The following is a 17,914-nucleotide window of genomic DNA, read 5'->3' on the forward strand; positions in this document are numbered from 1 at the left end:
TGCGTGCGGCGGCACGGTCGGCGGTCAGCTCGACCGCCGTACGTACGAGGGCGGGGGAACGTCCCGTCAGGGGTAGCCAGGGCGCCGAGGCCGCTAGCGCCTCGGCGATCCCCACCAGCAGATGGTGTCGTCCGCGCAGGTGTGCGCGCTCGTGTTCGATGACCGCGGCGCAGCCGGTGCCGCCGAGCTGCTCGCGCAGGCCCTCGGAGACGACCACGAATTCCCGGCGGCCTGCGACACTGTAGGCCAGCAGCCCGCATGCGGCAGCCACATCGTCGGGATGGGCCCGGGGGCGGTTCTCGCCGCGATCCGCAGCAGCTCGACTTGACGCCGGTGCAGGCGGCGTTGTCGGTGCAGGCGGTGAACCAGGTTGCGGACGGCGAGCACCACCGCGCTCACGAGGATGCTCAGCAGGAGTGCGGCGGTGAGGTTGTGCGCTTGGGGGGGCGGAGCCGTGCCGCAGGCTGTTCCAGCAGTGGTGCATCAGCTGCAGCAACCGGGGCAGACCGCTGTGCGTGGGCAGCAGCGCAGCCAGCAGGGAGCCGGTCACGGTGAAGAACGAGGTGCCGACGAGCACGCCCCACAGCACGAGCACTCCTTGCGGATCGACTCCGCGCCGGAGGAGCGCGTGCAGTATCGAAGGTGTGCACCATGCCACGGCCAGGACTCCGAACAGGAGCGGCAGCAGCCCCGTCATTTCCGGGACCGCCGCCGCAGCCCACGCCGGAGCACGACGGTTTCCTCGTCGGAGGCGGACTGCGCGAAATGCAGCAGCACCCCCTCCGGATCTCCGCTGGACTCGAGCAGCTCTCGCACCGCGCGACTGGCTGCTTCTTGCCTGCCTTCGCGTGGTGCGTACTGGTAGGAGCGGCTGCTGAGCTCACGGTCGACCCACCCCTTGCGGTACAGGTTGTCCAGCACGGTCATGACGGTGGTGTAGGCGAGTTGGCGCGATCGGTTGAGCTCGGGTGAGCACCTCTCGCACCGACAGCGGTGTATCGGACCGCCACAGCGCGTCCATCGCCGCACCTTCCAATTCACCTAACCCCTGCATGGCACCTTCCTCTCGCTTTCACGGTGAGAAGGTACGGCTACCGCCGGGCGCAACGCGCCAGTGGCGCAAGGGTCGGGTGAGGCCGCCCGTCGCGTTCGTCGTGGCGATGCGTCTCCCGAAGCGGCCTGGTGGTGATCGAGTGGTCCGAGCGTGGCCAGGAGATCGGCGGTGTCACCGTGCTGTGTGCGATTGGCGCACTAGTCTGGTTAGTAGTGAGTTGGTCCGTGTCTACACGACTGCAGGGGGGCGTCATGATGGACGGTATGGGTGGCATGGGGGTGGGAATGCTGCTTTGGGGGCTCATCGGCCTCGCCCTGCTCGTGCTGATCATTGTTGCGATCGTGTGGCTCGTTCGTCATTTGCTCACTGGAGCGGAGTCTCGAGCTGATCGGGCCGAGCAGGAACTTCGGCGCCGCTACGCTGCCGGGGAGATCGATGCGGACGAATACCGATGGCGGAGGAACGACCTGCGCGAGGAGTGAGCCCTGGGGCGGTGTCACCCAACCGGGCTGCTGCTCTCGGCCCATTCGGTGGCCCGGCCACGGCAGCGGCGATTCCACCGTGATCGGCGAATGCGTGGACGGGGACGGGCGGTGCGTACCCGGGCCTGTTGAAGCTGACAACAGCATGATGCTGAATGTGCCTCCGCTGTCAGCAGTGCCCCTGGAAACCGGTGAACAAGGCGGTGATCTGGGGTTTCCACGTCGCGGGGTCGATGGAGCAGTGGTCGGCACCGATGGCCGTCAGCGCCGGGCCGGTTGCCACGGTGAGAGGCAGCACGAGGACGAGCAGTGCCAGAGCTGCCCCGGTCACGCTCGGTGCGAGTCGCAGGGGTGAGTGCGCGTCGATGAGCCGGCGCACCCGGGCAGCTGCCGTGCTTCCTCTCGCCGCGAGTGTCGCGGCGGGGCTGCGGCCGCTGTTGAGGGTGAGCAGGGCTTCGGCGAGGGTGAAGCGGTCGGTGTTGCGCACGGCTGCGTCGTCGGCGGCGAGTTCGACGAGCCGGGCGATCTCGGAGTGGGCGGTGCGGAACGTGCGGCTGTGCGGGAACGCGTTGGCGATGGCACCGGCGAGGAGCAGGATCAGGTGGTGGCGATGGCGCAGGTGCGCGCGCTCGTGCGCGAGGACCGCGCGGAGCTGGTCGGCACTGAGTGCTTGCAGAGCACCGGTGGTCAGCACGACGCGGTCTTGTCCGCCCGGCAGGCAGTAGGCGGCGGCCGAGGTGTGTTCGAGCAGGGTCGTGTCGTCCGGGCCATCGCGACCGACGAGCGCGAGAGTGTGCTGGTGCGCGCGCCGCTGCCGACGTGCCTCCCAGGACACCTTGGCCAGGTGGTAACCCGTCCGCATCGTGACGACGGTCGCCAGGGCGAGCCCGGTGCCGCCCAGGAGGGCGCCCGCCGGGGTCGCGTAGCGCTGGCGGATGAGCATCGAGCACGCTTCGAGGAAGTCGGCGATCCCCGAGCTGACGGGTGCGGAGGGGACCAGCAGGCTCATCCCGCCCAGCACCACCGACGACAGCGTCGAGGCCACCAGGACTTGCCAGGCGAGGATGCCGAGGTTGGGTGCGCGGTCGAACACGCGGAACCGGAACATCACCGGGGCGACGACCAGGGGAAGGAAGGCGGCGTAGGCGAACAGTGCCAGGGCGACCATCATGAGCGGTCTTCCGCGTTCTTCGCGGCATCCAGGGCGGCCTGCAGTTCGGAGACCTCGTCGGGGTCCATCTGCTCGACCAGCCGCACCAGGGTGGCGGTCCGGTCCGGGGTCGAGGAAAGGACCTCCTCGACCAGTCCCGCCGTGTATTCCTCCCGGCTGTGGGTGGCCCGGTAGCGCCAGGCGCGGCCGTCCTTGTGACGCTGCAGCCACCCCTTGCGGTAGAGGATCTCGGTCACCGTCTGCACGGTGGTGTAGGCGGGTGTGCGCTCGTGATCGATCCGTTCCAGGATGTTGCGAACCGTCAGCGACTCGTCCGCGTCCCAGACGGCGTCCATGATCTCTGCTTCGAGCTCCCCGAAACCGCGCACAAGTCCTCCCTCGCCACAGGCACCGCTGTTGGCACCCGGTTCCATAGTAGGTCCGGGCCGGAACACCTCAACCGCACCCGGTTCACTACGAGCGGCAGGAAGAACCGTGACCACTCCTGCTGTGGTACTCCGAGCCGCACTGGATCACGTGCCGGGGAGATCGATGAGTGCGAGCGCTGCCGACGTGGGGGCGAGACGTGTACTCGACAAACCGGCCTGTTCGGTGGTCTCGACTCCGAAAAGAGCCTGACTGAAAGCAGGGGTTGACGGAGGAGCATGGTGAGTTGTGTCTGCCATGTGAAGGGCCGGTCGGGCAGTACTCGGGGTCGATCGTGGACAGTGCTGGTTCGGTTGCAAGTGTCACTGGTAACGCGAGCACCGCAGGACAGCCACCGACACGGGGAAGCATTCGCGAAAACGCACAGCTACGCTTGCTTGAGCGTGTACTGCCGGACCACGTATGGCCTGTGGTTGTTCCGTGGGGTGAGCCGGTCGGAACTCGTCCTTGACGAAGGCGAAGTGATCCGTCCGGGGCGGAGGGCGCCGCCGCCCCGGACGTCCCGGCACTCTCAGACGTTGCTGCCCTGCCGTGGTGGGCAGCCTCGGGCGGCGAAGCTCTCGACGTGCGACGCTGCAGTGGTGTGGGTCATCTGCAGGGTCGTGTGATCGATACCGAACCGCTCACCGAGTAGCTCGATCAGTCGGTGCCTGACGGAGTCGAGATCGGCCTGATCGTCGACAACGACGTGCGCGGAAAGGGCGGGGAATCCGGAGGCGACTTCCCAAATATGGAGATCGTCGATCTCGGTGACCTGTGGATCGGAGGTCAATGCATTGCCGATCTCTTGCGGATCGACACCTCGTGGTGCTGCTTGGAGGAACACGCGCGTGGATTCGCGCACCAGGGCGACGCCAGCCTTGAGCATGAGAGCTGCCACGATAAGTGCGGCGATGCCGTCGGCGCGCGTGAACCCGGTAGTCAGTACCACCACACCGGACACAGTGGTGCCGATGAAGGCGTAGAGGTCGGTCAGGACGTGCTGGAAGGCGCCTTCGACGTTGAGGCTGTCGCGGTCGGCCTTGGCCATTGTCCACGTGGCGAGGAGGTTGACCACGATGCCGATGGCGCCGACGACCAGAACGGTGAGGCCTTCGACCTCGGGCGGATCGATCAGTCGGTGCACACCTTCGTAAGCGAGGTAGGCGCCCAGGGTGGTGAGGGTGAGGCCGTTGACAGAAGCGGCCAGAGTGCCTGAGCGCTTGAGCCCGAAGGTGTAGGCACCGAAGCTGCCCCACGTGCTCAAGCTCATGGCGATCAGAGCGAAAGCAATCGAGGCCGTGTCGGTGAGCATGTGCGCAGCGTCCGACAGCAGTGCCAGCGAGTTGGCGAGGACGGCCGCGATGGTTTCGCCAACCATGAAACCGCCCAAGAGCACCAGGGCGAGGGTCAACTTCTTCTTGTCGGTGTGTGGTCCGACTCCGTGGCCGTGGCCGTGGCCGTGGCCGTGGTGCTCTTTACCGGTGGAGTCTTGGTTGCTCTGCCGCACCGGCCGCCTCCAATGCATCAATAGTTGCGCATACGATCAAGTATCAACTTACAAACACTTGCGCAAGTACGCAAGTAATAGACTGTTTCCGGAACACACCGGATCCGGGAGGAGGTGCCGGGTGCCCCAGGCGGATCACCCGAACCAGTCGTCGAAGCACGAACCCCGTTCGCGCCATCCCGAGCGTGTTGCGACGGCGAGGGCTGCGTTGCCCGGCGAGGATGCCCTTTTTCGAGTGACGCGGTCACTGCACCTGCTGGGTGAGGCAGCGCGGTTGCGCATCGTCGTCGCTTTGCTGGCAGCCGGAGAACTGTCGGTCAACGACCTCGCGGTGACGATCGGTCTGTCCGAGGCTGCTACCTCGCAACATCTGCGCCTTCTCCGTTCGGAATCCATGGTCGGGACCAGACGAGAAGGGCGCACGATCTACTACTCACTCGACGATGACCACGTCCGTGAACTCGTCGAGTTGGCGCTCGCCCATGACGGTCACCGCGACTGACCGGTGCGTTCGGGAGGACGCATGTGTTCTCCGGGGGCTCGCGGGACCTGGCCGCAGGTTCGGAGTGAGCTGCGGCCGCATGGCCGAGGGTGAACTGTTGAGACGTGGGCGTGGGGTCTTCTGGTCGTGCTTCTGTCGTAGCCGAGCTGATCGGCGCGACGAAGGCGAATCGAGGCTTGCGTACGGTACCCCCCTACCCTCGGGTCGCTGCGCGTTGAGAAGCTGCCCGCGAGACCGTCTCGAGTGCAGAGCTCGAGACGGCTCTGGTCCCGTGTCCGAAGACAGGATCCCGAGCACGTTCGTTACCGACTGCTTACGCGGTGTCGGAAGTTCGTCGGCTCGGTCCTACGGGCACGTCATGGCGATGGTGGGGCAGCGTTCGACTGGCCTTCCCCCGCTGGACCGGACACTCGAGATGATGGGATCCGAGTAGTGACAGAAGCAGGAATGGCGCTTCTGGCTTTTCTGCTGGTCAGCAGCGCGCACCATAGCCCTGTCGTGACCCGGTGGGTCACGGAAGTGGATTCCGACGGCCTCGTGCCGTGCGACGAGGGCTCGTACCGCCAGGTCCTGTACGGTTACTGCTTGGACTCCGCCAGCGCGGATTCGATCGCGGCTGTCAGCTCCATGGTGTTGTTGCCGCCCTCGTAGCGCCGGCCGTTGACGAAGAAGGTGGGCGTGCCGCGGACGCCGCTGGCGCGGCCGGAGGCGATGTCGGCGTCCACCCGGTCCATGTGTCTGCGCACGCGTCGGCTGGTGATCACGTCTGCGGGGAGGCCGACCTGCTCGGCGTGTGCTGCCAGACCGTCTGTATCCAGCTGTCGTTGGTGGGTGAACAGTTGTTCGTGCATCTGCCAGAACCGGTCCTGGGCCCCTGCCTCCTCCGCGGCAAGTGCGGCTCTGCGCGCGTTCGGGTGCAGCGAGTCGATCGGGTAGTGCCGAAACACGAACCGCAGCTGACTCTCGTATCGCGCTCGAAGAGCGTGCAGCACCGGATGCATCATGCCGCAGGACGGGCACTCGTAGTCCGCGTACTCCACCAGTGTGACCGTGGCGTTCTCCGGTCCGAGAACGTGGTCGTGCTCGGAGACGGGTTCGGCCAGCGTGTCTGGCAACTGCTCTGCGGGCGTGTCTTCCCCGGGCGGGGCGCACACCGCTCCTCGGTTCCAGGCCAGCCAGAAGATCACCCGCCCGATGATCGCCGCCAGCAGCGACCCTGCCAGGATCCCGACTTTCGCCTCGGTGCGCAGTGCCTGTTCGGCGAAGGCCAGCTCGGTGATGAACAGCGATACCGTGAACCCGATCCCGGCCAGGGCCGCGCCGCCGAGTAGCTGGCCCCACACCAGCTGACCGGGGAGCGAGCCCAGCCCGGAGCGCAGTCCGACCCAGCTGCCCAGAGCCACACCGGCGAACTTGCCGACCACCAAACCGGCCACGACGCCGTGGGTCACCGGCGAGGTCGCTGCCCGTGCCAGCGTGTCCGCCCCGAGCGGGATGCCGGCGTTGGCCAGTGCGAACAGCGGGATCACGGCATAGCTGGTCCACGGGTGCAGGCGGAGTTGAAGGCGCTCGTTCGGCGGCACCGCGGCCTGCAACTCGCGCCGAGCCGCATGGCCTCGCTCCGGCGTGGGATTTCTCGTGAAGGCCTGGGCCAGCTCGCCGACGCGCAGCACCCGCACGTCCGGTGGGACGTACACCCGGACGAGGGCACCCAGCGCCAACCCGACGACAGTGGGATGCAGCCCGGACTCGACGGTCAGCACCCAGATCGCCACCGCCAGCACGGTGAACAGCGGAGCCCACCGGATACCGACCCGCCGCACCACCAGCACGAGCACGAACAGCACGACAGCGGCCACCAGCGCGGAAACGCTGATCTCGTTCGTGTAGACGATCGCGACGACACCGATGGCTCCCACGTCATCCACGACAGCCAGGGTCAGCAGAAACACCCGCAGCGGATCCGGGCACCGCGGCCCGACCAGCGCCAGCACTCCCAGCACGAACGCCGTATCGGTGGCGATCGGGATGCCCCACCCGATCGCTCCCGGGCCTCCGGCGTTGATCACCAGATACAGCACAGCGGGAAGTGCGAGCCCACCCAGTGCGGCCAGCAGCGGAACCGCCACCATGCGGCGGTCGCGCATCTCGCCGAGGGTGAACTCGCGGGAGACCTCCATCCCGACGACGAAAAAGAACAGGGCCATGAGCCCGTCGTTGATCCAGTGCCGCAGATCCAGCTCCAGCTCCAGCACGCCGATGCGCACCGCCAGCGGGGTGTGCCAGAGCGTCTCGTAGCTGGCGGTGAACGGGGAATTGGCCCACACGATCGCGACTACGGTCGCTGCCAGCAACAGCAGCGTGCTGCTGGCCTCGGTGGCCAGGAACGCCTGCACCGCCCGCGGCAGAGATCGGGTGGCGGTGGACGCGGGCAACCTCATCGGGCAATGGCCTCCAGACGCGGTACACGGCGAGATCGGCCCCACCCGAGCGGGTCAGCCAAGTCGCGTCGATAAGACGTGGCTGCGGGATATTCTGCGCACACCGAACACTGATCGCACGCGACTCACCAACGCCCCTAACCTCACGACGTCCGGAGAGCACGGCTTCGCCGTGGCTGAACAACCCCGCTCCGGCCGCCACGTGGCTCTACACCGGATTGCCGGTCACAGCAGTGTGAGCCCTCGCCATTACGTGGGTGCTCGGCAAGAAGGACAAGCACATGCGCCTGCTTGCGGCCTACGGCATCCACATCGACCCATGCACCAACAAGGTCACCAACCAGCCCCATGAGGTGCTCCGGGTTCTCCAAGGACCCTCAGACCGGCGGTGTGGACGAGGCCAGGTCATTTCACCGAGCTGGTCACCACCATCGACTTCCTCCACGCCCCCGAACGCGTTGCCGCGGCACCGGCCCTTGCCAACGACTCCCGGTCGTTGGCGGCACGACGCGGCCTGTTCCCGCAGACGTGGAACTTCCGGCGGAGGGCTCGTGTTGCCGGACGAGACGACGGGGAGGTCGCGACCGCAGACGTCCCGGAGGCCACCGGAGGCCACGTCACGTGTCGAGGACGCGGCCTTCGGGACAGCCCTCTCCCTGCTCGACGGCGATACCGCTGAGCCGGTGCGTCACGGTCGTTCCCGCTCGCGGGAACGACCGGACTCACCGGTCGACGCGGTGCGCATCACCCGGTCGAGTCGCTCCTGCCGGGTGCGGCGCATCCGCTCGACCGTGTCCGTGTCCGGCTGCTGCTTGACCACGGAGGATTCGAGCGTGTCACGGCGCGACAGGGTGGGGTAGAGCTGTTCGGCGAGCGCGTCGAACAGCTCCCCGCCGCCGAGGAGGGCGGTGGCCAGCGGGCCGGCCGCCGTCCAGCGCGGAGCCAGTCCTTCGGCGACGAGCCGGTCGACGTCCTCGGGCGCGGCGACCCCGGAATCGACCAGCTCCGCGGCCTCGCGCAGCAGCGCGAACTGCAACCGGTTGACGACGAATCCCGGAGCGTCCCGGCGGAGCCGCACCGGGTTCAGTCCCAGGTCCGCGAGGATCTCCGCGAAGCGGTCCAGGACCACCGGACTCGTGCGCTCCCCCGGAACGAGCTCCATGACGCGGAAGAGCCCCGGTGGGTTCAGGTGGTGGGTTCCCGCCAGCATCGCCGGGTCGGCAAGCCCGCGGGCGATGTCGCTGACGGTCAGCGACGACGTGTTGGTGCCGAGCAGCGCATCCGGTGCCGCTCGCTGAGCCCGTGCCAGCTGCTCGCGCTTGAACTCCAGGTCCTCCGGCAGCGACTCGATCACGACGTCGGCGTCTTGGCAGGCTTCCTCGGTCTTCGCGGCCCACCGCAGGTGCCACTGCCCCGCGGTGCCGTCCGCGCCGGCGTCGCGAACGCGCGCCAGGGCGTGTTCGGCGCTGGTCTTCGCCGAGGTGGTGATGACGACGCTGTGGCCGGCCCGGCCGTACTGGGCGGCCACAGCAGCCCCCATGCGCCCGGCACCGAGAACGGCCACCCGGAGAACACGTCCCACCGACGTCGTCATCACTCGCTCCTCATCCGTCAGATCCGGCAGCTTTCGATCGGGTTCGGTGAGTTTACGTCTCGGAGGTGGCGTTTCCCGCCCCAGGCCGTCCCCGGCGGATCCCACGGTCGACGTCGGCCGCCCGTCGACGACCGCCGGCTGGGCGGCTGCGGCGCCCGACCGGTGACTGGGGCTCGTCGTTCGCGAGCGGACCAGCAGGAGTGGTCGTGCCCGGCACCGGCGAGGAGGTCAGGTGCGGAACGGGTCGGCGACGTGCTCGGTGAGGTCGGTGACCGAGTTGATGACCCGGTCCGGTTGGTGGGGGCACTGCGCCGCTGTGTTCTCGTCGGAAGGCCCGGACAGCACGAGAACGGTGTGCGTGCCGGCTTCCATCCCCGAGCGGACGTCGGTGTCCATCCGGTCGCCCAGCACGACCGTGTGGGCCGCGTGCGTGCCCAGGGCGCGCAGCGCGGAACGCAGCATCAGCGGGTTGGGCTTGCCGACGTAGTAGGGCGGACGCCCGGTGACCCGTTCGCTCAGGGCGGTGACCGCCCCGGTCGCCGGCCGCGACCCTTCCGCTCCCGGCCCCTTCTCGTCGGGGTTCGCGACGAGGAAGCGGGCACCGCCTTCGACCAGCCGGATCGCTGTGGTGATCGACGCGAAGCCGTAGCTTCGGGTCTCGCCGATGACGACGTAGTCGGGGTCGTGATCGGCGAGCACGTACCCGGCGTCGGCCGGCGCTGTGGTCTAACCCGGCTTCGCCGACGGTGTATGCGGAGCCGCCGGGGCGTTGCTGGCTCAGGAACTTCGCGGTGGCCATCGCTGATGTCCAGATCGAGCTCTCCGGTACGTCGAGCCCGCAGTCGTTTAGCCGGACCCGCAGGTCGCGGGGCGTGCAGACCGAGTCGTTGGTGAACACCAGGAAGGGGATCTCGTGCAAGCGGAGTGCGGACAGGAAAGCTTGCGCTCCTGGCACGACGTGCTGTTCGTCGGGCATGAGCACGCCGTTGAGGTCCATCAGGCAGGTCCAGGGGGCTTACGTCGGTCACGCCTGCGTGATCCACCTGAACCTCCGGTGCAGCCACCGCAGATGGTGAGCTCCGACCACCCTACGGCGGCTGTCGGCGCCGTCCTGAAGTCCTTCAGCTCCCGCATGAGGTGGTCGAGCGCAGGACCAGCTGCCAGCGCTCGACGTCCAGCTCCACGGCCACGTCGGAGTTGGGGTGCGGCCGGTGTAGCGGTCGAGGCCCACCGCGGTCGTCCCCGGCCCGCTCCCGCAGTACTCGACCTCGAGATCGGTGCGGACGACCCGCACCAGAGTGGGGCGACGATCCGCGCCACGGCGACCAGATCGGTCACCCCCTCGCCGAGCCCCTCGTCCCACGATCACCCAAGGCGAGGACATGGCCGCCGTAGCGAACTCGAGGTGACAGTCAGCTCGGCGATTCCCGGGCCGCGATGACCGGGGCGAACGGTTCTCCTCACCACGGCCCAGTAACGCGACATGCAAGGGTCCTCACATGCAGCCGGGCGGATAGTGCGCAGCTAGCCCCTCCGGCACGATGGAATTCCCACATCGCTGGGCTGCGGGTTGACCTGCGCCTTGGCGGTGGGGGTTTCTTTATTGTAGGTGATCTGTACCCCGAGGGCCTGGTAGACGGGGGCTTCGTGCTCGGGGGCGGCCCGGTGCAGGTGACGGGCCAGTTCGTGGCAGTTGTCGAACAGTTGTGCGATAATATCGGGGTTGTGGCTTCGTGGGGCCTGGGCATCGCGCAGGGTGGCTTGGGCGCGGGCTTGTTCGGCTTCGACGTCGGCGATCCAGGAAGCCACTGTGGCGGGGCTGACGCCTTCGTCGAGGGCCTGGCGGTACTGGGCGAGTTTGCGTTGACAGTCCTGCTGGGTGGCGCGCGCGGTGGCAATGGCCTCGGACTCGCGTGAGTTCTCGTGTTGGGCGGCCGCGCGGAGGTGGGACAGAGTGTCGTCGAGCCGCTCGGGAGCGAAGGCGCTGGCCAGCCAGCCGTCCAGATGGGGCAGGACATCGATTTCGCGCAGGTAGACGTTGGCCGGGTGGGCCTTGGTGTGGGCGAGGGCGACGTCGTCGACGTCGATCAGGGATTCGCGTTTGTATTGCTTGTTCCAGACCTGGTGTCCGGTGTAGCGGGGGTTGGTCAGGATGGTGCGCACGGCACCTTTGGACCAGGCGGTGGTCGAGCGGTGCGGGTTGCGGGCCCGGTCGTGGGCCGACGGTGAGAGGATGCCGTCGCGGGTGAGTCCTTCGGCGATGGCGAACAGTCCGGCCCCGGCGAGGTATTCGGCGAAGATGCGCTGCACGACCGGGGCGGTGTCCGGGTCGGGAGTGAGGGTGTGCAGCCGTTTACCGTCGGCGGCCTTGCCCGGATTGGGGTGCGGCCCGGCGTCGACCAGCCGGTAACCGTAGGGCGGCCTGCCGCCGAGGTAGCGGCCCTCCAGTCGGGCTTGGGATTGCATGGCGGTGCGCACGCGGACTTTGATGCGGTTGCGTTCGCCCTTGGACATGCCCCCGAACACGCCCATGATCAGATCGTGGGCCTCGGAGCCCGGATCGATGGGCCCGCCGACCTCGGGCACCCACAGCCCGACCCCGTAGTGGTCGAACACGGGAAACGTCAGGCTGTACTGGTTGCCGTAGAACGCGCGCTGGGGCTCACCGATGACCACCGCATCGAACCCCCGGTCTGGGTCTTTGAGCGCGTCCAGCAGCCGGGTGGCCTCGCTGCGGCGCTTCCACGGCAGTGACCGGGAATGGCCGATGTCGAAGTACTCGACCACGATCTGCCCGTGAGCCTCGATCAGAGCTTGGGCACGAGTGCGCTGCCAATTGCGTGAGGTCTCCGGGTCCTGCTGGTCCTCCGTGGACACACGACCATAGAAATCAAACCGCAGATTCATCGCAGGGTTTTTCCTTGCTGTGAGTCGGAATCGGTGTTGTCCCGATTGTCGCTCGTGTACAGGTGAAGAAGAAGGCGCAACAATGATCGGGCTGCTGCTGGAGTGAGTTTCGGTGGCTCGTCGGGAAGTTCGAGATAGACCCCTTGCCAGGAGGAGCGGTTGCTGGGTGAAGTGCTCGATTGCTGTGAAGCTGGGATCACTCGGAGCCTCCGACCGAGATGGGTACGGACGACGTCTGTCGCCCCTGAACTGCGATGTGCCGGGCCGGTTTGGGACATGTCGTACCTAGATGTTGCGGGCTATGACGTTGGTGACACGGTGTCGGACTGACGGACTTCGGAGGTCACCGCTTGATGGGTCGTGGTGCCCGCGTCACGCCGTGCCGACGCTGGCGACCAAGCGTGATTCTCTGAGCACATGGATCCGTCGATTCGACTTCACCAGATCCTCCCACTGGTCGAACATCAGCACTCGGTGATCGAGCAACTGCGGGCTCGGCATCCGAAGGTGACGACGGCCCGTCAACTCGCCGAGCTTGTGGGAGTCAGCTCACGCACGATTGAACGGGACGCCGCTCGTCTGCGAGAGGCAGGAGTCCCGCTCGAGGTGACCGTTGGCCTGCGAGGTGGGTATCGACTCGCTGCCACGGACCGCGACTGTCAGGTGCGGCTGTCGCCAGGTGAGGTCTCCGCTCTCATCGCTGCCTTGGTGTCGATCGGCCCGTATAGCTCGGCCACCGCCCGAAGTGCCTTCGACAAGCTCATCGCGGCCCTCGGCTTGAGCGAGGACCCAGAGCAAACGCCGACATAGCCCTGACGGAATTCGCTCTTAGAGTCGAAGACATGAACAACTCCGAGATTGACGACTACCTCACTCGCTACGCAGCGACGCTCACGACCTTCGACTCCAAGGCCGCGGCCGATCTGTGGGCTACACCCGGAATGATCATCGACGCCCGCTTCGCCGGCGTGCTCAACGACCGCGAGTCCATGGCCCAGGGCTTGGAGCAGTCATACCCGCTGTACCGCGAGCTCGGGCTGGCCTCGGTCAGTTACGAGCGCCTGGACACCCAGAACCTCACCGATGCGATCAAGCTTGTCCAGGTCCGCTGGCTCTTCAATGACGCGGACGGCAACCAGCTCACCGACAGCACCGCCTACTACATCGTCCGCCGTGATAACGACGGACTGCACGCCTGTGTCTGCGTCCAGACTGATGACGCCGAGAAACTGCAGACCCTTGCCGCCGAACGTGGCATTGACCTAGCAAAGTTCACGAAGAGCTGAATCGACGCAGACGTGAAGCTTCCCTCCCGACCCGCAGTCACGGAGGCCCGCACATGCCTCACCGGAACGCGCCTTTGAACGTCGAAGGGCGGCGACGCCTGATCGAACGTTGCCGAACTCGTCCGATTGCGCATGTCGCGGCTGAGATGGGCATCTCACGTGCCTGCGCGTCGAAGTGGGGCAACCGGTGGCGACGACACGGCGACGCCGAGTTCATCGATCGTTCCTCGACGCCACACCGGAGCCCGAACGCGGCACCAGCCTGGGTCATTGAGCAGGTCGAGACCTGGCGACGCGAACGCAAGTGGTCCGCCCAACGCATCACCGACGAGCTCGCCGACCTCGACTTCACGATCAACCGCCGCACCGTGACCCGACACCTGACTCGGCTCGGGCTCGGTCGACGCCAGTTCATCGACCCAGACGGGGACAACAACCGCAAGCCAGGCAAGATCACGGCTCGCTGGCCCGGCCACGTGGTGCACCTGGACGTGAAGAAGGTCGGTCGAATCCCCGATGGAGGCGGGTGGCGAATCCATGGCCGCGACAGCAACCAGTCCAAGGCCGCCGGTCGCGCCAAATCAGCTGGAGCAAAACGCGGCTACATCTACCTGCACTCGGCCGTCGATGGTTTCTCCCGACTCTCCTACACCGAGCCCCTCAGCGACGAGAAGGGAGCAACCGCGTCGGCGTTCCTGGCACGAGCGAAGGTATGGTTCGCTGCCCACGGCATCGCCCACATACACCGCATCGTCACCGACAACGGTGCCTGTTATCGCTCCAACGACTTCGCACGGATCGTTGACGATCAGACCCGGCATCAGACGACTCGGCCGTACACCCCACGCCACAATGGGAAGGTGGAGCGCTACCAGCGCATCCTGGCCGAGGAGCTGCTCTACGCTCGCGAGTTCTCCAGCGAAGCGGCCCGCTCCGACGCGATCGCCGTCTGGAACATCCACTACAACTATCACCGACCGCACACCGGCGCTGACGGCATGCCACCGGCCTTACGGCTTCGGACGGGCGTCACCAACGTCCGGCCCTCATACACGGCTGGCCGTGCTCACACGTTGGTTTCGTCGCAGGGCGGCCACGCGGATCGCCCATCGGTGGTAGGGGCCGGTGACCGCCTCGGGCACGGACAGCTCTGGGTGGCATTGCCCCTCGACAAGGCGCTCAAACATGCAGACCCTTCGTAATCCGGCCGGCGCGAATGACTGATGTTCCCTCGTTTACTCGGAGGCTGGTTCTCTGCTCCCGATCGGTCTTGATGCGCCTCGTCAGCCAGGGATGATAAGGCCGGTGGCTAGCCGTGGCGCACAGAGCACCGACTTCGTGTGTCAACCTGTTGCTCGTGTGGGAAGCGCCGGATGGGCGCTGACGTAGTCTCCGGATTGCTGCGACCGTCGAGCGAGGCGACTATGGGTGTGACAGCCGCCGGGTTTCACTGGGTTCGTCGGGCAACCACGGTCTTCGATAGTGGTGGCCGCCTCCGGCACGACCCGCGAGCGGAATTCGGTTCCCGTCTTGAGGAGAGAAACACGTGAGCACGGAACACACTCCAGCTGACGATATCGTCTATGACTTGGTCAGCGTCCAGTATCATGCTCTGCAGGGCGCCCAGAACAACGATAAGTTCCGCAGGGATGCCGAAGAGCACGACGATGTTCGGGAGTTCTTCGACGAAGTAGCCCAGCAGGACGCGTGGCGCGCGCAGCGTTGCCACGCGTTGTTGGCTCAGCTGACCGGTGGTGGCCGGGGCCTGGATGCTCGCTGAGGCTGTTTCGTGTCAGGTCCTGTTCGTGCCAGTCGGCCGATCGCCGTGCCGACGGGTTCCACTCGGGAGCGCGAGCGCCTCGGCACGCCGTGTCATTCCTGAAGCCTCGAGTGGCAGGAGTTCACGTGCTGCTAGGCAGGCCACGGAGAGGTTCCACACCGCTGCCCATCGGTTGATTCACCGTTTTTCCGCAGGCATCGACCGTTGTTGGGCCGTGGTGTAGGCGTACTGCAGGAAGCCCGAACCTGCCACGGCGGTGCAGGTCGTCATGACAGCTCGGGTGGTGCCGGGGGAGAAGGTGTAGCCCGCGAGCAGTCCGGAGGCGACCCAGGAGGATAGGCAGAACGGACACGAGACCAGTTCGCCCACAGCGTGTTCCATGCCCGATGCCCGCACCTCCTCGTGCAACTCAGAGGCCGCGGTGACGTCTTCGAAGCGGGTGAACGGCATCCGTATCGGGCTGGTGACGGGGTCCTTGGCGAGCGCCCGGCTGATCTTGCACGTGGTGATCGCCATGAGAGCGAGGTCGCCGCTGCCCATCCTCGGCGCAGGGCGGTGCGTAATCCGGGCGATCCCGGCCACTCCTGCGAAACCCACCGCGTAGACCGTCAGCATGACCGAATAGCCCGCGATCGGCCGGCGGGGTGCATCCCCGCTGTACTCGGCGCGCTGCTGCGCGAAGCAGCCGTACAAAGCCCTTGCTCCTCGGTGCGCAACGTTCACGCTCGCCCCCTCGCGCGATCGCGGATGGTTCTCGGCGGATCGTGCTGCTGCGGATTGCCGCACTCGTGGACGCTGCAGGTGGTTGCGGAACACAGCGATGCTCGTACCCCGCGCCCGACCTCATGCGGGTGTCCCCACAGAGCGTCTTCGTGGAGCTCCCCGCCGTTATCGCCGCCCAATACGGGCTGGTCAAGTCCGCCCCGGCTGATAATCGCGGGGCAGACGGTAGATACGGTGCGTTTGGGTGATTCCGGAATGGCCCAGCCCTTCGCGCCGCAGGGTGAGTGTGCACCCCGAATACCTCAGTGCTGATCCACCGCTCGCCCGGGCCGGGCCTGTACCTCCATGGCTACCCACCCGCCAGCCGCGCTCCAACCTTGAAGTGTCCGCGCAAGCGGGAACGGTCCGCTATTCGGGCGCTTCGCGTTGGTTTTCCGCCGCTATCTCGCGGGCTTCGGTGTCGTTGGCCGCCGAGGGGGCTGATCCCGGCATGGGGCGACCGGCGCTTTCGCGGGTGAAGTACACCGCGACCGCGCCGATGACGCCGGCACCCACGAGCAGGAAGGCGGGCATCAATTCGCTGCCGGTGGTGGCGACCAACGCTGCGGCGATCAAGGGGGTGGTGCCTCCGAACACCGCCACGGAGACGTTGAACGCGATGGCCAGTGAGCCGTACCGGACCCCGACGGGGAACAAGGCCGGCAGGGCGGCCGGCAAGGTGCTGTTGAAGCACAACAGGGTGAGTCCGAGGAGCAGAGTTCCCAGGAAGACCAGCACGTAGCCGCCCTGGGACAGGGCGAAGAACGCCGGCACGCTGAGCACGAGCAACAACGCGCAGCCCACGTACAGAATCGGGTTGCGTCCCACCCGGTCGGAGAGCCACCCGCCAACGGTGACCAGGCCCATCAGGATCACCATGACGGCCAGGACGATGAGCAACGCCGGGGTGTGGGCCACACCGACCTCTTCGGACAGGTAGGTGGGCATGTACTGGGTCAACGTGTAATTGGTGACGTTGAACGCCAGCACCAGTCCCACGCAGATCAGCAGTGGCCGCCACGGCTTGACGACGGTGTCGTGCAGCTGCTCACCGACGCTGTCCTGCTGCTGGTCACGATCCTGGACGTGTTCCTCGTAGGCCGGTGATTCTTCCAGCCGCGTCCGCACGTAAAGCCCGACCAAGCCGAGCGGGCCGGCTATCAGGAAGGGAATACGCCACCCCCAGGACAGCAGCGCCTCCTGCGGCACGACAGCGGTGATGCCGGTGGCGACGGCAGCGCCGAGTACATAGCCGCACAAGGTGCCGAACTCCAACCAGCTGGCCAGGAACCCCCTGCGGGTGTCGGGGGCGTGTTCACCGAGGTAAGTCATCGCTCCGGCGTACTCGCCGCCGGTGGAAAAGCCCTGCACCAGTCGGGCCAGCAGCAACAGCACCGGTGCCCATGCCCCGATGGCGGCGGCGCCGGGGATCAGGCCGATGCTCAACGTGCCTATCGCCATCGTGATCATCGTGATGGCCAGTACCCGCCGACGGCCGATCCGATCGCCCAACGGGCCGAAGAACAACCCGCCCAACGGGCGCACCACGAACGCCGCGGCGAACATGGTGAACGTCGCGACCAGTGACCCAGCCGAGGTGGTTCCGCCGAAGAACACCTGACTGATGGGTGGCACCAGGAAGGCGAAGATCCCGAAGTCGTACCACTCCATCATGTTGCCGACCGACGTGCCACCGATAGTGCGCTTGAGCCCCCACGGTCGGATCACGGTGACCTCGTCTTGGGAGCTCTCTTGTCCTGCCGGCGTGTTACGTGCGGAACTCATCGAACCACCTTCCTTCGCCCGGGCCCGCCTGCGCTGCGACGCATCGACTGCTCACAGTCCCTCTCGGACCCTGTCCCACTACCTTGACCACGCCTGACTTGATCTACCCACGAAGCGGGCGGGCCAATCACATCGGGACGTGGCGAAGCTGCGGTTCGCCGTGGGCCAGCCTGCGGCGAGCGTCATCCTGCTGGTGCGAGGAGATCCCCTCGCCGTGGGATGGGACAGAGTATCC

At 66.8% G+C, this 17,914-nt stretch carries 14 protein-coding genes and 3 pseudogenes; 7 read left to right on the forward strand and 10 right to left on the reverse strand.

Annotated elements, in window-relative coordinates:
• Positions 1 to 121 precede the first annotated feature (121 nt).
• A complete protein-coding gene (locus FHX42_RS07030) occupies positions 122 to 328 on the forward strand; it encodes a hypothetical protein (RefSeq protein WP_182543269.1) in 207 nt (68 codons plus the stop codon).
• 365 nt (positions 329 to 693) lie between these two features.
• Here FHX42_RS07030 and FHX42_RS07035 read toward each other — a convergent pair.
• Positions 694 to 1,054, reverse strand: a pseudogene (locus FHX42_RS07035) (BlaI/MecI/CopY family transcriptional regulator).
• Between the two features lie 251 nt (positions 1,055 to 1,305).
• Here FHX42_RS07035 and FHX42_RS07040 point away from each other — a divergent pair.
• A complete protein-coding gene (locus FHX42_RS07040) occupies positions 1,306 to 1,536 on the forward strand; it encodes an SHOCT domain-containing protein (RefSeq protein ID WP_182543270.1) in 231 nt (76 codons plus the stop codon).
• A gap of 169 nt (positions 1,537 to 1,705) precedes the next feature.
• Here FHX42_RS07040 and FHX42_RS07045 read toward each other — a convergent pair whose 3' ends face one another.
• The 3 genes from FHX42_RS07045 to FHX42_RS07055 all read right to left on the reverse strand — a co-directional run bounded on the left by FHX42_RS07045 (position 1,706) and on the right by FHX42_RS07055 (position 4,622).
• On the reverse strand, positions 1,706 to 2,707 hold the full coding sequence (locus FHX42_RS07045) for a M56 family metallopeptidase (RefSeq protein WP_182543271.1): 1,002 nt from the start codon (positions 2,705 to 2,707) through the stop codon (positions 1,706 to 1,708).
• Positions 2,704 to 3,075 carry a BlaI/MecI/CopY family transcriptional regulator gene (locus FHX42_RS07050; protein WP_182543272.1) on the reverse strand — a complete coding sequence of 124 codons (372 nt, stop codon included), beginning with the start codon at positions 3,073 to 3,075 and terminating at the stop codon, positions 2,704 to 2,706. The genes FHX42_RS07045 and FHX42_RS07050 overlap by 4 nt, the downstream gene beginning before the upstream one ends.
• Positions 3,076 to 3,644: 569 nt before the next feature.
• On the reverse strand, positions 3,645 to 4,622 hold the full coding sequence (locus tag FHX42_RS07055) for a cation diffusion facilitator family transporter (RefSeq protein ID WP_220479587.1): 978 nt from the start codon (positions 4,620 to 4,622) through the stop codon (positions 3,645 to 3,647).
• Between the two features lie 121 nt (positions 4,623 to 4,743).
• Here FHX42_RS07055 and FHX42_RS26995 point away from each other — a divergent pair, with 121 nt between their 5' ends.
• Entirely contained in the window at positions 4,744 to 5,124 is a 381-nt protein-coding gene (locus FHX42_RS26995; RefSeq protein ID WP_182543274.1) for an ArsR/SmtB family transcription factor, read from the forward strand.
• Positions 5,125 to 5,702: 578 nt separating this feature from the next.
• Here FHX42_RS26995 and nhaA read toward each other — a convergent pair.
• From nhaA to FHX42_RS07080, 4 genes and pseudogenes are all read right to left on the reverse strand, one after another.
• The gene (nhaA, locus tag FHX42_RS07065; RefSeq protein WP_220479589.1) at positions 5,703 to 7,565 is read right to left on the reverse strand and encodes a Na+/H+ antiporter NhaA; all 1,863 of its coding nucleotides are present in this window, start codon (positions 7,563 to 7,565) and stop codon (positions 5,703 to 5,705) included.
• 688 nt (positions 7,566 to 8,253) lie between these two features.
• Positions 8,254 to 9,159: a 3-hydroxyacyl-CoA dehydrogenase family protein gene (locus FHX42_RS07070; protein WP_182543275.1), complete on the reverse strand. Its 906-nt coding sequence runs from the start codon at positions 9,157 to 9,159 to the stop codon at positions 8,254 to 8,256.
• A 228-nt stretch (positions 9,160 to 9,387) separates the two neighbouring features.
• Positions 9,388 to 10,156: pseudogene (locus FHX42_RS07075) on the reverse strand (HAD-IIA family hydrolase).
• A gap of 527 nt (positions 10,157 to 10,683) precedes the next feature.
• On the reverse strand, positions 10,684 to 12,036 hold the full coding sequence (locus FHX42_RS07080) for a recombinase family protein (RefSeq protein WP_220479591.1): 1,353 nt from the start codon (positions 12,034 to 12,036) through the stop codon (positions 10,684 to 10,686).
• A 447-nt stretch (positions 12,037 to 12,483) separates the two neighbouring features.
• Between FHX42_RS07080 and FHX42_RS07085 the strand changes: the two genes are divergently transcribed.
• The 4 genes and pseudogenes from FHX42_RS07085 to FHX42_RS07100 all read left to right on the forward strand — a co-directional run bounded on the left by FHX42_RS07085 (position 12,484) and on the right by FHX42_RS07100 (position 15,132).
• Entirely contained in the window at positions 12,484 to 12,876 is a 393-nt protein-coding gene (locus FHX42_RS07085; protein WP_182543277.1) for a helix-turn-helix transcriptional regulator, read from the forward strand.
• 32 nt (positions 12,877 to 12,908) lie between these two features.
• On the forward strand, positions 12,909 to 13,352 hold the full coding sequence (locus FHX42_RS07090; RefSeq protein WP_182543278.1) for a hypothetical protein: 444 nt from the start codon (positions 12,909 to 12,911) through the stop codon (positions 13,350 to 13,352).
• A gap of 53 nt (positions 13,353 to 13,405) precedes the next feature.
• Positions 13,406 to 14,407 (forward strand): annotated as a pseudogene (locus tag FHX42_RS07095) (IS481 family transposase); the annotation flags it as partial.
• 491 nt (positions 14,408 to 14,898) lie between these two features.
• Entirely contained in the window at positions 14,899 to 15,132 is a 234-nt protein-coding gene (locus tag FHX42_RS07100) for a hypothetical protein (protein WP_182543279.1), read from the forward strand.
• Between the two features lie 177 nt (positions 15,133 to 15,309).
• On the opposite strand, the gene FHX42_RS07105 is transcribed toward FHX42_RS07100, so the two are convergent.
• Both FHX42_RS07105 and FHX42_RS07110 read right to left on the reverse strand, forming a co-directional pair.
• Positions 15,310 to 15,825 (reverse strand): DUF1360 domain-containing protein, encoded by a 516-nt coding sequence (locus FHX42_RS07105; protein WP_220479593.1) that lies wholly within the window; start codon positions 15,823 to 15,825, stop codon positions 15,310 to 15,312.
• 438 nt (positions 15,826 to 16,263) lie between these two features.
• Positions 16,264 to 17,679 (reverse strand): MFS transporter, encoded by a 1,416-nt coding sequence (locus tag FHX42_RS07110; RefSeq protein WP_182543280.1) that lies wholly within the window; start codon positions 17,677 to 17,679, stop codon positions 16,264 to 16,266.
• Positions 17,680 to 17,914 lie beyond the last annotated feature (235 nt).

This window comes from Halosaccharopolyspora lacisalsi, from assembly GCF_014137975.1.
Classification (GTDB): Bacteria; Actinomycetota; Actinomycetes; order Mycobacteriales; family Pseudonocardiaceae; genus Halosaccharopolyspora; species Halosaccharopolyspora lacisalsi.

Coding starts and splice junctions, on each gene's coding strand:
- FHX42_RS07110 (WP_182543280.1), bottom strand. CDS start 17,679: ATGAGTTCCGCACGTAACACGCCGGCAGGACAAGAGAGCTCCCAAGAC.
- FHX42_RS07040 (WP_182543270.1), top strand. CDS start 1,306: ATGATGGACGGTATGGGTGGCATGGGGGTGGGAATGCTGCTTTGGGGG.
- FHX42_RS07085 (WP_182543277.1), top strand. CDS start 12,484: ATGGATCCGTCGATTCGACTTCACCAGATCCTCCCACTGGTCGAACAT.
- FHX42_RS07030 (WP_182543269.1), top strand. CDS start 122: ATGGTGTCGTCCGCGCAGGTGTGCGCGCTCGTGTTCGATGACCGCGGC.
- nhaA (WP_220479589.1), bottom strand. CDS start 7,565: ATGAGGTTGCCCGCGTCCACCGCCACCCGATCTCTGCCGCGGGCGGTG.
- FHX42_RS07045 (WP_182543271.1), bottom strand. CDS start 2,707: ATGATGGTCGCCCTGGCACTGTTCGCCTACGCCGCCTTCCTTCCCCTG.
- FHX42_RS07090 (WP_182543278.1), top strand. CDS start 12,909: ATGAACAACTCCGAGATTGACGACTACCTCACTCGCTACGCAGCGACG.
- FHX42_RS07070 (WP_182543275.1), bottom strand. CDS start 9,159: ATGACGACGTCGGTGGGACGTGTTCTCCGGGTGGCCGTTCTCGGTGCC.